The sequence below is a fragment of the Comamonas sp. F1-6 genome (assembly GCF_039581415.1).
GTDB classification, from domain to species: domain Bacteria; phylum Pseudomonadota; class Gammaproteobacteria; order Burkholderiales; family Burkholderiaceae_C; genus Comamonas; species Comamonas thiooxydans.
In genome coordinates this window covers 1-14,531 of record NZ_JBCPWN010000043.1, presented here as the reverse complement: position 1 = coordinate 14,531, position 14,531 = coordinate 1, and the positions used below count along the sequence as shown (strand labels likewise).

Here is a 14,531-nt window from a genome sequence, read left to right as displayed (position 1 = left end):
GCCAGGACGCCGAAGTCCAGCAGGCATTCCGCAAGCGCCGGGTAAACCTCATCGACCAGATGAAACTTAGGCTCTACCCAATAGCGGCGCAGGTAGATGGTTTGCGCTGTTGCGTGAGGCAGGTCACGCATGGGGCCGGTGTAGCCATAGGCGCGAGCTGTGGCCACGGTGATGCCGAATTTGGTTTCGCCGCCCGAGTCCTTGGGGTCGTTGACGTAGCCGCCCTCGCGCTCGATTAATTCATTGATGTAGGTAACGGCGCTCATTCCGTACCTCCCTTGCGAGCTGCAGCGCCGTGGCCTGCAATGTCTTCGCGCAGCTGGTCTGCCATTTCAGTGATGGTCTGGCCTTCGCTGCGCTTGAGCCATAGGAAGACGCCCGCGACGATCCACGGGCCAGGGATGGAGCAGACCACCAGCACGCAGAAGGTGATGATGAAAAAGCCCGCAATGGATGGCACGGCGGCCATGGTGGCGAGTCGCATCCCAGCCTCAAAGACGCCCGGCCAATGCTGCATGAGCAGCACCAGCGCAGGCACACCGAGCAAAAAGCCGCTGACCAAGCAGGCCAGGACGCGATTGAGCAGGTCGCCGCGCGGGTCAGTGCTGCGAAGCGGCACGAAACGCATGCCCAGCCAGAAGGCAATCAGGCTGGCAATCACCGGCAGGGAGAAGAGGGCGAGCTTGTAGCCCGCGAAGGTGCCGACAGCAGAGGTGGGTTCAGACATGGCAATGAATTGGTGGTGTGAATTGGGTGTCAGTCCCACAGGGAAACGGTTTTCGGTGCGGTGGGGGCGGTAGGTGGATCGGGCAGGATGACCCGCCGACCCAGAGGCAGAACGGGGCCAAGCGCGGCAAGGCCTGGGTTCAACGCATAGGTGGCTTCTGTCACCCCTGCAGTGGTGCCCAGGTGGCGCAGACAAAGCATGTCCACGGTGTCTCCCTGCTGCGCCAGGACGGTGATGGACATGGCTAGATCAGCTCCGATTCCATGCGGGCCACGCCCAGGATGTCGCGCACAGCGCTTAGTGCATCCGCGCGGTAATCGCTGTCCTGCAGCTCGCGCCGCGCGTCGCCGGGCTTGGTGCGGCCCGTGGCGTCTGCGCCGGCATAGCGCTCGATCAGGTCGGCCTTGGTGTAGGCATAGACAGCACGCTCAAAGCACAGCACTTTGACGCTTGTGCCATTGATGGCAATGGCCGGGACAGAGGAAAGCGCAGCGAACCCGGCAGCGGTCTGGGTGGCTGCCCATTCGCTCAGATCCTTTATGACGCTGGCCAGGGCGTTGGCGGCGGCATGGGTGAGGCGGGCGGCAGTGACAGAGCCGTCCACGTCCACGCTGTCGCGCAGCTTGGCAAGGTCAATGTGAGGCCAGAAGCTGCCAGCGTCCAGCACGCCGGTAATGGGCGGCTTTCCGGGCGGGTCAGTCACGATGATGGGCGGCGCATTGGCAATCATGTTCATGGTGCTTCACTGGTTGGGGCCATCGCGGTGGGCGGTGGTCGCAGGGCGTTGCGAGAGGCCGAAGCCTTCGCGCAGCCCTGCGAGCCGCCCGGCACGGGGGCCATGCTCGGTGGGTTACCGCTTGCCCTTGGCTGCGGTCTTGACGGGTGCAGGCCGCTTGCGCTGCGCTGTGGCGGCTGCCGGTGCCGGTGCCGGTGCCGGTGCTGCTGCAGGCGCAGGCGCAGGCGTGGGCGCTTCTGTAGCGTCCGCTGTGGCGGCCTTTTCGGCTGGTGCTGCCAGGGCGCGCAGCTTGCGCTCGATGCGTTCCATGTCCTTTTTGACGCCGCTTTGCGCGTCCAGCTGCAGAGCCTGGGCCAGCAGCGCCTGGACGCCGCCCAGGGTTTCCTGGGGGATGTCATCAAGCTGCAGGTCTTCGCCGGTCTGGACCTTGCCCAGCATGGCGTAAGCGGTGGCCTTGTAGAGCTTGGCGCGGGCTTGGTCTGGGGCGTCCATGCTTTGGGTGATGCCGTCCACGGCGGTCAGGTGCTCAGCCGGGTGGGTTTCGTCCGGCACCATGCCGCTGGGGTCTGGCTTGATGGGGTTCCATTGGCCGCCCAGGTAGGCGCCAGCGAATTCGTCCATGAGCAGAGCGGCGGTGCTGCGGTGGTATTGGTCAGGCAGGGGCAAGTTGTGCTGCACGGCATAGGCGGCCATGCGCAATGCCAAGCCGTAAGCTCCGGCGTCAATGGCCCAGACCATGGTGGTGGTGAAAACAAAATCCTTTGCGCCCTGGCCATTGGCCAATGCGCCCTCGATCCAGGGCAGGTAATCCGGCAGCATGGCGGCCTTGGCCTTGCGCTTGAGCTGGACCGATTCCATGTTTTTGAGCGTGCGCTTGTCGGTGGCCAGCTTGGCCATCATCAGCTCGTATTCGCTGCCCTGGACCTCGATGCCGAACGGACTTTCGGCCTGGGCCTTCGCAGCCAGCACGCGGGCGCGGTGACGCTGTGCGGGGGTGAGTTGCATGATGCGTTTTCCGGTAGTTGCGGAGAGAGGCCGCCGCCTGTTGCGGACGGACGGCGGCCCGGCTGGGCTTAGGCCTCGACGATTTCGATGTTTTCGACTACGGCGGCTTGGCCAACGTCTTCCACCACGTAGGCGTCATTGCTGGACTGGTAATCCTCCACGCGGTTGCGCTTGGGGTTCTCCACGATGTAGCGGCGACGGCCACCGCGCTGCCAGTACACAGACAGGTTGTCCAGCGTGGTGATGAACAGGCCGTTTTCAGGGAAGAACGGCACTTGCACGGCCTGCAGGCCGCCCACGCGCTTCTGGCTGATGATGATGTCCGCCGCCAGGGTTTCGCTGGGTGCCTGGGTGGTGTTGACCAGCGGGAAATACTTGTCGTGCAGCAGCTTGGCACCCAAGATGCAAACCAGATTGGGGTTGTTGCGGTGCCAGGGGTCCAGCAACTGGCGTGCATCAAAGACCGCGGCGTCCAGATTCTTGAAGTCGCCAGTAGGGCCGACGACCACTTTTCCCGCCACCTTGCCCTCGTGCATGACGCGCTCGGACGCTTCTTCACGCATCTTCTGCAGCCAGCCCTTGTTCACATCCTGCAGCAAGGGGTTGGCCGCAATGTCGGTGTCTGGCGCGACGGCCACACCGTTGAAGCCGATGCACATGCGGTCCAGTGCTTGACGCTGGGCCAGCATGCGTGCCACACGGACCTGGAAGTCGGGGAACTTCGCCCAAGAGTCGATCTTGGCGTATCCCAGATGCGAGTCATAGTTGGTTTGCTGGCACTGGTAGCCGCGTGCGCCGATGTCGGTCAGGTCGCGCGTCTGGCGGTCCTTGTTGGCGGTGTTGGTGCGGCTGGCAATGGGGCCGGACAGGGACAGGCCGAGCTTTTCGCCCTGCAGCTCGTCCACGGCAATGATGTTGATTTTTGTGAGAAAGGCACTGGACTCCTGTACCGCATCTTCCAGCTTCTGCTGGATGCTGGGAGCGACGGCAAAGGCTTTGTCTGTGTCGGAGACATTGACGCCGTTGAGTTGGGCCACGCGGGCGAGGTATTGGTTATAGCTTTGGCGGCTGTCGTTACGCATGAAAGGTTCCTTGAAGTGGGACGGAATGGGGCGGGGTGGCTTAGTAGTCGGCTTGTTGCTGGCCGTTGCCACCGCTGGCCACAGGGCGGCGGTTGGGGGCTTCGGTGTTGTCCAGCTTGGCGAATTGCTGCTTGAGCTTGTCGATGTCTGCGCCCATGGCCTGCAGCGATTGGTCGGTCTTGGCCTGGGAGGCTTGTGCGGCCTGGACATGCTTGGAGAAGTTGTCGCCCAGCTCGCCAAAGCCCTCAGCCACAGCTGCAAAACGGGCGTCATCAGTGACTTCCTTGCCGGTGAACTTGGCCACGGCGGCGGTAATGCTGGCTTTGAAGCTGGCCACGATGCCGGCGCTTTCGTCTTCCAGCTCCAGAGCCAGAGGCTCGGCCACGGAAAACACATCGTCGGGTTGTTCCTTGCGCTGCTTGAAGGGGTTGGCGTTCGGGTTCTTCGCGGCGAACTCCAGCATTTCGGTGCCTAGGCTGGCGGGGTTGTCGGTGACGGCCAGACCGACCAGATAGGCTTCGCCGGTATCGGCAAAGCTGGGGCGCACCTCGATAGAGGTGTAGAGCTTCTGGCGGCGCTTGTTCAGCTCGACCAGTTCGTCCGTGGCGTCGATCTGGGCGAGCAGAGCCAGCTTTTTCTGGCCGCCGATGTCCACCTCTTCGGTCTTGACGGCCAGCACATCGCCATAGGCGCGGAAGTCGCTGTTAGGGCCATAGCCACGGATGTGCTCCATGTTGACGCGGGCGCCGTACACCTTGGGGTTGTAGTGCTTGGCGATCTGCAGCAGCCAGTCGCGGTCAATGGTGCGACCGTCAGAGGTGGCGCCTTCGACGGCGACGCGGAAGAAGCGGGATTTCTTGGACATGAGTGGATGAGCCTCGCTGATGGGTTTGCCGGTGTCCGGCGGTGGGTTCGCTGTGAGTTCTCATGGTGTCCGCCCGGTTTCACGGCGTCACGCTGGTGTCGTTGTGGCGGCGCGGTGGACGTATGCGAGAGGTGGTTTCGTTCGCGTCCGCGCGGAAAACTGCCCGGCATGGCACGAAAGAAACCCACAGGGGACGATGGCTCCCCGTTTGCAGCAGGAGAAGCAGGCATTACCGAAGGGCAGCAGGCCGCCGACTTTGGCGCCCTGGTGTTGGCGCAGGCGCATGAGCAAGGCGTAGCACTGCAGGCGGCTGTGGCCGCCAATAGTTCGCAGCCCAAACAGGTGGCGCGGTATCTGTACTGGCAGGGCTGGCGGGCTAAGCTGATAGCGGAAAAGCTGGGCGTTCCAGCCACCACGCTTTACGGCTGGCGCGATGCGGAAGAGTGGGACAAGTTCAAGCCCCTTGATCGCGTGAATGGGGCGCTTGAGTTGCGCATGGTGCAGCTCATCATGAAGGACGCCAAGACTGGCTCTGACTTCAAGGAAATTGACCTGCTGGGCCGCCAGCTGGAGCGCACCGCCCGAGTGGAGCGCTACCAAGAAACAGGCAAGGAGGGTGATCTAAACCCCGCCATTGCCCGCCGCAATGCTGCACCCAAGCGCAAGGCCAAGCGCAACGAGTTCACGGAAGAACAGACAGAGCAACTGCTCGAGATATTCCACGCGGGAAATTTTGGGTATCAAAACCGATGGTTTGAGGCCCAGAAGGAGCGCACCCGCATTCTGCTCAAGTCGCGCCAGATCGGTGCAACCTTCTACTTTGCCCGAGAGGCCTTGATTCGTGCGGTAACAGAAGGGCGCAATCAGATTTTTCTGTCCGCATCCAAGGCTCAGGCGCACCAGTTCAAGAATTACATGGTGGCGTTTGCCAATGAAGTGGGGGTGGACCTGGGCGGCGATCCCATGGTGCTGTGGAATGGCGCCGAGCTGCATTTTTTGGGCACGAATGCCAAGACGGCCCAAGGCCGCAGCGGCGATTTCTATTTTGATGAGTTCTTCTGGACAAGCAATTTCAAGGAACTCAACAAGGTGGCCAGCGCGATGGCCACGCATAAGCATTGGCGCAAGACGTATTTCAGCACCCCGTCTGCAAAAAGCCATGAGGCTTACCCGTTCTGGACCGGCGAAGACCGCAACCGTGGCCGCGCCCATGAAAAGCATGTGCAGATTGACCTGAGCCACAAGGCGCTGGCCAACGGCCTGCGCTGTGCAGATGGTCGATTCCGTCACATCGTCACGATTGATGACGCCTTGCGCCTAGGCTGCAATCTGTTCGATCTGGCCGAGCTGCTGGCTGAGTACCCGGACGACGAATTTGCCAATCTATTCCGCTGCGAATTCATCGACGATAGCAATTCACAGTTCACGCTGCAGATGATGCAGGCGTGCATGGTGGATTCGTGGGAGGCCTGGGCCGACGACTTCAAACCTCTTGCCGCGCGCCCATTTGCATGGCAGCCGGTCTGGGTTGGCTATGACCCCTCATTTACTGGCGACACGGCGGCCCTGGTGGTGATTGCTCCGCCCAAGGTGCCGGGCGGCAAGTTCCGCCTGCTGCATCGCCAACAGTTCCGGGGCGCCGACTTTGAGGCTCAGGCCGAGTACATCCGCAGCATCACCCAGCAGTACAACGTGACGTTCATGGGTATCGACACCACGGGCTTGGGCCAGGGTGTCTATCAAAACGTCATCAAGTTTTACCCGCAGGCGCGTGCCTATCACTACGACTTGGCGCTCAAGGCGCGGCTGGTGCTCAAGGCCAAGCAGGTCATCAGCAAGGGGCGCCTGGAAATGGACGCCGACTGCACCGATGTGGCCGCCGCGTTCATGGCCATCAAGAAGGTGCTGACGCCCAGCCAGCGCCATGTCACCTATCAGTCTGGCCGGTCTGATGACATTGGCCACGCGGATCTGGCCTGGGCGGTCATGCACGCATTGGATAACGAATCACTCGCCGGGGATGTCCACGGCGGCAACTCATCAGTGGAATTTTCAGAATGAAGAAGAATCACGCTCACACGGCCCAGGCCCGCACCGCATCCAGCACGCAACCCGAGGGCCAGCAGATCGAGGTTTTCACCTTTGGTGACCCCGAGCCAGTCAGCCGTCTGCAGCTGCTGGACTATGTAGAGGCAATGTTTAACGGGCGCTGGTATGAGCCGCCTTATCCGCTGGAAGGGCTGGCCGGCGCTTTTCGTGCATCGCCGCACCACAGCTCTGCCATCTACCTGAAACGCAATCTGCTGACGGCCCGCTTTATTCCGCATCCGATGATGTCGCGCGAAACCTTCAAAGCATGGTCCACGGACTTCCTTGTCTTTGGCAATGGCTACCTCGAAGCCCGCCGCGCATTGTCTGGCCGCACCATGCGCTATGAGCATTCGCTGAGCCGGTACATGCGCCGAGGCCAGGAGCAGCGCTATTTCTATGTGCCTAACTGGCGTGAAGAACATGAGTTTGTGCTTGGCTCTGTCTTCCATCTGCGCGAGCCAGACATTAATCAAGAGCTGTACGGCCTGCCCGAGTATCTGAGCGCGCTGCAGTCTGCGTTGCTCAATGAGTCGGCCACGATCTTCCGGCGCCGCTACTACGAGAACGGCAGCCATGCCGGTTTCATCATGTACCTGAGCGATAGCACTGTGAGCAATGGTGACGTGGATAAGCTACGCGAGCAGCTGCGCAAGTCCAAGGGGCCGGGCAACTTCCGTAACCTGTTTGTCCATGCCCCAGGCGGCAAGCCCGAAGGCCTCAAGTTGATTCCCGTCAGCGAGATTGCAGCCAAGGATGATTTCAGCGCCATCAAGAATGCCAGCAAGGAAGATGTGCTGGCAGCGCATCGCGTGCCGCCTGGGCTGCTGGGCATCATTCCGAGCAACGCGGGCGGCTTCGGCAAGGCCGGTGAAACGCTGGACGTTTTCATCAGCAATGAGATTGTCCCGCTGCAGGGACTGTTTGAATCCTTCAACGAGTGGGCAGGGACGGAAGTGGTGAGATTCCAGCCGCACCAGCCTGGGGCCGGCGCCGAGTAGGGCGCTCAAGTCTAAAAACGATCAGGGCGCGCTATGCGCCCTTTTTTGCGCCCGCCCTCCGTCTGGCCTGGACTTTCCATTTTCTCGCCCCACAGGCCCGTCCTGCCCCTTTCTTGGCCTATTGGCGTCCGATGGCGCCCCCTTGAGCCGAGGCCAAACACCGCCCCTCAACCCCGTGGCGCGCCATGACGCCCCCGCCGCGCCCGCCCGCTTCGTGGGTCGCAAATTACGAGCCGGTCGGCTGCCCGGAAATGAAGCCAGTATTAGCGCCCAGCGTAATTAAGGCGCTGCTTTTAATTACGGGAAATTACGAGAAAGTTATCCCGCCACAACTGCGCTGGCGCGCGTTGCTCCCCTGTATGCAGGATTCGCCAGCATTCGGCCTGATATGATTGGATTCGGTAGGTAGGATGGCCGCCCGCACAGTTCCCGCACCGAATGGCTAAGTTGTTGATTTTGAATGCGCGTCGAGTCCGGCTCCGCGCACCAGACATTGGCAGTCCCTGCTGCCTCAAGCCCGTAACCCCAAGCCGTTACGGGCTTTTTCTTTTCCTGCCCTGCTTTGCAGGCGTGGCGTCAGTTTTTAAGGCAAACCCCTGTAGGGCGATGGCGGAGCCTGCGCGGCGCCTCGTTATAATGGTCGGCTTCGCCTGTTCCTGATTTGAGCAAATGCCTGGCGCCAGACGCTGGGGCAAATGACCGGGGCAGGCTCTGGAAATTTGTGGTGCCGCATGTCGTTGGGTATGCGCGCACTGTGACTTTGCGCAATACGGTGCGGGTTGCTTGGCAATCTGCACGGTCCTCATCCCTCTTAGGAAAAATCATGGCCGTTAACGTTGAAACTCTTGAAAAGCTCGAGCGCAAGATCACGCTGAGCGTGCCCCTGTCTGCGATCCAGTCTGAAGTTGATGCTCGCCTGAAGAAGGTGGCACGCACCGTGAAGATGGACGGCTTCCGTCCTGGCAAGGTGCCCATGAGCGTTGTGGCTCAGCGTTATGGCTACTCCGTGCAATACGAAGTGCTGAACGACAAGGTGGGCGAGGCTTTTGCCGCTGCCGTGAACGAAGCCGATCTGCGCGTTGCTGGTCAGCCCAAGATCACCGAGAAGGAAGGCGCTCCCGAAGGTGAAGCACAATTCGATGCTGTGTTCGAAGTCATGCCCGAAGTCAAGATCGGCGATCTGACTGCAGCCGAAGTGGAGAAGCTGTCCACCAGCGTGGACGATGCAGCCATTGACAAGACCGTGGACATTCTGCGCAAGCAGCGTCGCACCTTCACCGAGCGCGCTGCCGGTGAAGCCGCTGTGGACGGCGACCGCGTGACCGTGGACTTCGAAGGCAAGATCGACGGCGAGACTTTCTCCGGCGGCAAGGCTGAAGACTTCCAGTTCCTGGTCGGCGAAGGCCAGATGCTCAAGGAATTCGAAGACGCAACCCGCGGCATGAAGGCCGGCGAGTCCAAGACTTTCCCCCTGGCTTTCCCTGCTGACTACCACGGCGCCGACGTGGCCGGCAAGACTGCCGACTTCCTGGTGACCGTCAAGAAGGTGGAAGCTCCCAACCTGCCCGAAGTGAACGAAGAGTTCGTCAAGACCCTGGGCGTGGAAGGCGGCTCCGTCGAAGCCCTGCGCGACGACATCAAGAAGAACCTGGAGCGCGAAGTGAAGTTCCGCGTTCAAGGCCGCAACAAGCAAGCCGTGATGGACGCTCTGGTGTCCGTGGCCGAGCTGGATCTGCCCAAGGCTTCCGTGCAGGCTGAAGTGGGCCGTCTGCTGGAAGGCGCGCGCGCCGAACTGGAACAGCGCGGCATCAAGGACGCAGCCAAGGCTGAAATCCCTGAAGACATCTTCCTGCCCCAAGCCGAGCGTCGCGTGCGTCTGGGCCTGGTGGTGGCCGAGCTGGTCAAGACCAACAACCTGCAAGCCACTGCCGAGCAGATCAAGGCTCATGTCGAAGAGCTGGCTTCCAGCTACGAGAAGCCCGAAGACGTGGTGCGCTGGTACTTCGGCGACCGCAACCGTCTGGCCGAAGTGGAGGCCGTTGTGATCGAAAACAACGTCACCGATTTCGTTCTGGCCAAGGCCAAGGTCACCGACAAGGCCGTTTCCTTCGACGAGCTGATGGGTCAGGCCTAAGGGCTGAACCTTTTATCGGTGCTTGCCCTAGGCAAGTTCCGATAACTTGAATTGCGGGGCTTGTGCTTTTGCGCGCAAGCCCCATTTTCTTTTCAGAATGCGGCTACAGTAGGCGCATAGCACTGGAGAAAACATGAGCGCATTGGATACATTGGGTTTGGGCATGGTGCCCATGGTCATTGAACAGTCGGGTCGCGGTGAGCGCTCCTATGACATTTATTCGCGTCTGCTCAAGGAGCGCGTGATTTTCCTGGTGGGCGAGGTTAACGACCAGACCGCCAACCTGGTGGTAGCCCAGTTGTTGTTCCTGGAAAGCGAAAATCCTGACAAGGACATTTCCTTCTATATCAACTCCCCCGGCGGCAGCGTGACGGCAGGCATGGCGATTTTTGACACCATGAACTTCATCAAGCCTGATGTCTCGACGCTGTGCACCGGCATGGCGGCGAGCATGGGCGCTTTCCTGCTGTCGGCCGGAGCCAAGGGCAAGCGCTATGCACTGCCCAATGCCCAGGTCATGATTCACCAGCCTCTGGGCGGTGCACGTGGTCAGGCGACCGAAATCGAAATTCATGCCCGCGAAATCATCAAGACCCGCGAGCGCCTGAACAAAATACTCGCCGAGCGTACCGGCCAGCCCCTGGAAAAGATTCAGAACGACACCGAGCGCGACTATTTCCTTTCCGCCGATGAGGCTAAGGAATACGGCCTGGTTGACCAGGTAATCAGCAAGCGTTCCTGAAATGCATAGCACCGAGTTCCATGTCTGATTGGGATTGCGGGTGCTGGCAATGAAAAACCTGGGAGTTGCTGACTGGCTCCCGGGGCTTGCTCGGCGGCGTTTGTCCCTGATGGCCTACGCCGCCTTGTCTTTGGTTATCATTAATTTTCGTTTTTTCGTAACGAGGCACAGCCCCCATGGCCGATAAAAAAGGCTCTTCCACCGAAAAGAATTTGTATTGCACCTTCTGCGGCAAAAGCCAGCACGAGGTCAAGAAGCTGATCGCCGGCCCGTCCGTGTTCATCTGCGACGAGTGCATCGACTTGTGCAATGAGATCATTCGCGACGAACAGCCTGCCGCCGATGCCAAGGAAGGTCGCGGCGATCTGCCTACGCCCGCCGAAATCAAGGCCAATCTCGACAACTATGTGATCGGTCAGGAGCAGGCCAAGCGCACGCTGGCCGTGGCGGTCTACAACCACTACAAGCGCCTGAATCACAAGGACAAGGCAGGCAAGGACGATGTGGAGCTCAGCAAGAGCAATATCTTGCTGATCGGTCCCACGGGTTCGGGCAAGACCTTGCTGGCCCAAACGCTGGCGCGTCAGCTCAATGTGCCATTCGTGATGGCCGATGCCACCACGCTGACCGAGGCTGGCTATGTGGGCGAGGACGTCGAGAACATCATTCAGAAGCTGCTGCAAAGCTGTGAGTACGACGTCGAGCGTGCTCAGCGTGGCATTGTCTACATCGATGAAATCGACAAGATCTCCCGGAAGTCGGACAACCCCAGCATCACGCGCGACGTATCGGGCGAGGGCGTGCAGCAGGCGCTGCTCAAGCTGATCGAAGGCACGATGGCCAGCATTCCTCCCCAGGGTGGACGCAAGCATCCGAACCAGGACTTTCTGCAGATCGACACCACCAATATCCTGTTCATCTGCAGCGGCGCGTTCGCGGGACTGGAGAAAGTCATCGAGAACCGCACCGAGGCTTCGGGCATAGGCTTTGGCGCTACCGTCAAGAGCAAGAAGCAGCGCTCCATCTCGGAGATGTTCCTCGAGATCGAGCCTGAGGATCTGATCAAGTTCGGCATCATCCCCGAGCTGGTTGGGCGTATGCCCGTGGTGACGGCGCTGGCCGAACTCAGCGAAGACGCACTGGTACAGATCCTGACCGAGCCCAAGAATGCGCTGGTCAAGCAGTACAGCAAGCTGCTGGCCATGGAGGGTGTGGAGTTGGAGATACGCCCCGCGGCCCTGAAGGCGATTGCCCGCAAGGCCCTGGCTCGCAAGACCGGTGCCCGTGGCCTGCGCTCCATCGTCGAGCAGGCACTGATCAGCACCATGTTCGAGTTGCCAACCGCCGAGAATGTGGAAAAGGTAGTGGTGGAAGAAGCCACCATTGAAGACGGCAAGGAGCCGCTGCTGGTTTACCGCGAAGCGGCCAAAAAGGCCTGATACTGTGCTTGCGTGCAAGGCGGGCCCTCCAATGGGATCGCTTTGTCGCCTGCGGCTGAAAGGCAATGCCCCTGAGGCGGCAAAAACAATTTGCCCCCAGGGGTTGAAATACACCGGTAAGCGGACCATCTTCCGCTGAGAAACCGAGGATACCTATGTCTGGACAAACCCCTTTGCCTTCTACCGAGCTGGACCTGCCACTGCTGCCGCTGCGCGATGTAGTGGTGTTTCCGCATATGGTGATTCCGCTGTTCGTGGGGCGTGCCAAGAGCATCAAGGCTCTGGAGCTGGCCATGGAAGGCGACCGTCGCATCATGCTGGTGGCGCAGAAGACGGCCTCCAAGGACGAGCCTGCAGCGGAAGACATGTTTGATGTGGGCTGTGTCTCCACCATCTTGCAGATGCTCAAGCTGCCCGACGGCACCGTGAAGGTGCTGGTGGAAGGCCAGCAGCGCGCGCTGGTCAAGCAGGTTGCCGACGAAGAGTCTCACTTCACGGCATCTGTGACGCCTGTGGAGCCCGAAGGCGATGCCCATGAGCAAAGCGAAATCGAAGCGTTGCGCCGTGCCGTGACCCAGCAGTTTGACCAGTACGTCAAACTCAACAAGAAAATTCCTCAGGAAATCCTGACTTCGATCGCCAGCATCGATGATGCCGGTCGTCTGACCGACACCATTGCGGCGCACCTGCCTCTCAAGCTCGAGAGCAAGCAGGCGGTGCTGGATCTGGTGGACATCAAGGAGCGTCTGGAAAACCTGTTCGAGCAACTCGAGCGCGAGGTTGACATCCTCAACGTCGACAAGCGCATCCGTGGTCGCGTCAAGCGCCAGATGGAGAAAAATCAGCGCGACTTCTATCTGAATGAGCAGGTCAAGGCCATCCAGAAGGAGCTGGGCGAGGGTGAGGATGGTGCCGACATCGAGGAGATCGAGAAAAAGATCAAGCTCGCCAAGATGCCTGCCGATGCTCGCAAAAAGGCTGAGGCCGAGCTCAAGAAGCTCAAGCTGATGTCGCCCATGTCGGCTGAAGCTTCGGTGGTGCGCAACTACATCGAAGTGCTGACTGGACTGCCCTGGAGCAAGAAGACCAAGATCAAGCACAATCTGGCGAATGCCGAGGAAGTGCTGAACGAAGATCACTTTGGCCTGGAAAAGGTCAAGGACCGCATTCTCGAGTATCTTGCCGTGCAGCAGCGTGTGGACAAGGTCAAGGCGCCCATTCTGTGTCTGGTGGGGCCTCCCGGCGTGGGCAAGACCTCGCTGGGTCAGTCCATTGCCAAGGCCACAGGTCGCAAGTACGTGCGCATGGCGCTGGGCGGCATGCGAGACGAGGCGGAAATTCGCGGTCACCGCCGTACCTATATCGGCGCCATGCCTGGCAAGGTGCTGCAGAGCCTGGAGAAGGTCGGTACGCGCAATCCCCTGTTCCTGCTGGACGAAATCGACAAGCTGGGCATGGACTTCCGTGGCGATCCTTCGAGCGCGCTGCTGGAAGTGCTGGACCCCGAACAGAACAACAAGTTTGGTGACCACTACGTGGAGGTCGACTTCGACCTGTCCGACGTGATGTTTGTGGCGACCTCCAACTCCATGAACATTCCTTCGGCCTTGCTGGATCGCATGGAGGTGATTCGTCTGTCGGGCTATACCGAAGACGAAAAGACCAATATTGCCATCCGCTATCTGCTGCCCAAGCAGATCACCAACAACGGCGTGAAGGACGGCGAGCTGGAAGTGACCGAAGCCGCGATTCGTGACATCGTGCGCTACTACACCCGCGAAGCGGGCGTGCGTTCGCTTGAGCGCGAGCTGTCCAAGATTTGCCGCAAGGTGGTCAAGGGCTTGCAACTTGGCAAGCTTCAGCCCAAGGTGGAGGTGAATGCCGACAACCTCAATGAATATCTGGGCGTGCGCAAGTTCAGCTATGGCCGTGCCGAGCATGCCAATCAGGTGGGGCAGGTTGTGGGTCTGGCCTGGACCGAAGTCGGCGGCGATCTGCTGACCATCGAAGCCGCCACCATGCCAGGCAAGGGTGTCATTACGCGCACAGGCTCTCTGGGCGATGTGATGAAGGAGTCGGTCGAAGCTGCTCGCACCGTGGTGCGCAGCCGCGCTCGTCTGCTTGGCATCAAGGATGAAGCCTTCGAGAAAAAGGACATCCATGTGCATGTGCCTGACGGCGCTACGCCCAAGGATGGCCCCAGCGCCGGTGCAGCGATGACGACAGCTTTTGTCTCGGCTCTCACTGGCATTCCCGTGCGAGCTGATGTGGCCATGACCGGTGAAATCACCTTGCGCGGTGAAGTCACGGCGATCGGCGGCCTCAAGGAAAAGCTGCTGGCTGCTCTGCGTGGTGGCATCAAGACTGTGCTCATTCCTGAAGAGAATGCCAAGGATTTGCAGGACATTCCCGATAATGTGAAGAGCGGTCTGGAAATCGTTCCTGTGAAATGGATCGATCAGGTTCTCAAGGTGGCGCTGGAGCGCGTGCCGGATCCTTTGACTGAGGAAGCTGTAGCTGCCGTGGCGTCCACCGATGCCAAGCCGGTAGAGGCGGCCATCAAGCATTGATGCTTGTTTGTGAAAATTGTGGCGTTTTTTCTGGGAGGGCTCAGAACTGCGCTACAATTCATCCATCGCAGCAAACAACGTTGTACAATGTTGGGCTTCGGTAGATATGCGGGAATAGCTCAGTTGGTAGAGCGATACCTTG

Annotated in this window: 13 protein-coding genes; 6 read left to right on the top strand and 7 right to left on the bottom strand. The window is 60.2% G+C overall.

Annotation, left to right across the window (positions count from 1 at the left end; genetic code table 11):
* The 7 genes from AAIL66_RS23870 to AAIL66_RS23840 all read right to left on the bottom strand — a co-directional run.
* On the bottom strand, window positions 1-266 hold a 266-nt coding region (locus AAIL66_RS23870; protein ID WP_343497927.1), incomplete at its 3' end, for a glycosyl hydrolase 108 family protein.
* A complete protein-coding gene (locus AAIL66_RS23865) occupies window positions 263-727 on the bottom strand; it encodes a hypothetical protein (RefSeq protein WP_343497926.1) in 465 nt (154 codons plus the stop codon). The genes AAIL66_RS23870 and AAIL66_RS23865, both read right to left, overlap by 4 nt.
* A 29-nt stretch (window positions 728-756) precedes the next feature.
* Window positions 757-963, bottom strand: coding sequence for a tail protein X (locus tag AAIL66_RS23860; RefSeq protein ID WP_343497928.1), 207 nt, complete (start codon window positions 961-963; stop codon window positions 757-759).
* A gap of 8 nt (window positions 964-971) precedes the next feature.
* Window positions 972-1,463, bottom strand: a complete 492-nt coding sequence (locus AAIL66_RS23855) for a head completion/stabilization protein (RefSeq protein WP_043006535.1) — start codon at window positions 1,461-1,463, stop codon at window positions 972-974.
* Between the two features lie 114 nt (window positions 1,464-1,577).
* Complete coding sequence (gene gpM / locus AAIL66_RS23850; protein ID WP_343497925.1) at window positions 1,578-2,468, bottom strand: phage terminase small subunit; 891 nt, start codon at window positions 2,466-2,468, stop codon at window positions 1,578-1,580.
* 68 nt (window positions 2,469-2,536) lie between these two features.
* Window positions 2,537-3,550 carry a phage major capsid protein, P2 family gene (locus tag AAIL66_RS23845; protein WP_343497924.1) on the bottom strand — a complete coding sequence of 338 codons (1,014 nt, stop codon included), beginning with the start codon at window positions 3,548-3,550 and terminating at the stop codon, window positions 2,537-2,539.
* Between the two features lie 40 nt (window positions 3,551-3,590).
* Entirely contained in the window at window positions 3,591-4,415 is an 825-nt protein-coding gene (locus tag AAIL66_RS23840) for a GPO family capsid scaffolding protein (RefSeq protein ID WP_343497923.1), read from the bottom strand.
* Window positions 4,416-4,583: 168 nt separating this feature from the next.
* Between AAIL66_RS23840 and AAIL66_RS23835 the strand changes: the two genes are divergently transcribed.
* The 6 genes from AAIL66_RS23835 to lon all read left to right on the top strand — a co-directional run bounded on the left by AAIL66_RS23835 (window position 4,584) and on the right by lon (window position 14,389).
* A complete protein-coding gene (locus AAIL66_RS23835) occupies window positions 4,584-6,476 on the top strand; it encodes a terminase family protein (protein ID WP_043006527.1) in 1,893 nt (630 codons plus the stop codon).
* Window positions 6,473-7,504, top strand: coding sequence for a phage portal protein (locus AAIL66_RS23830; RefSeq protein ID WP_343497922.1), 1,032 nt, complete (start codon window positions 6,473-6,475; stop codon window positions 7,502-7,504). Before AAIL66_RS23835 ends, AAIL66_RS23830 begins: the two co-directional genes overlap by 4 nt.
* 823 nt (window positions 7,505-8,327) lie before the next feature.
* A complete protein-coding gene (tig, locus tag AAIL66_RS23825; RefSeq protein WP_343497921.1) occupies window positions 8,328-9,638 on the top strand; it encodes a trigger factor in 1,311 nt (436 codons plus the stop codon).
* 133 nt (window positions 9,639-9,771) lie between these two features.
* Window positions 9,772-10,380, top strand: coding sequence for an ATP-dependent Clp endopeptidase proteolytic subunit ClpP (gene clpP / locus AAIL66_RS23820; protein WP_003068910.1), 609 nt, complete (start codon window positions 9,772-9,774; stop codon window positions 10,378-10,380).
* Between the two features lie 176 nt (window positions 10,381-10,556).
* Window positions 10,557-11,819 carry an ATP-dependent Clp protease ATP-binding subunit ClpX gene (gene clpX / locus AAIL66_RS23815; protein ID WP_012837449.1) on the top strand — a complete coding sequence of 421 codons (1,263 nt, stop codon included), beginning with the start codon at window positions 10,557-10,559 and terminating at the stop codon, window positions 11,817-11,819.
* A gap of 155 nt (window positions 11,820-11,974) precedes the next feature.
* The gene (gene lon / locus AAIL66_RS23810; RefSeq protein ID WP_034360129.1) at window positions 11,975-14,389 is read left to right on the top strand and encodes an endopeptidase La; all 2,415 of its coding nucleotides are present in this window, start codon (window positions 11,975-11,977) and stop codon (window positions 14,387-14,389) included.
* Window positions 14,390-14,531 lie beyond the last annotated feature (142 nt).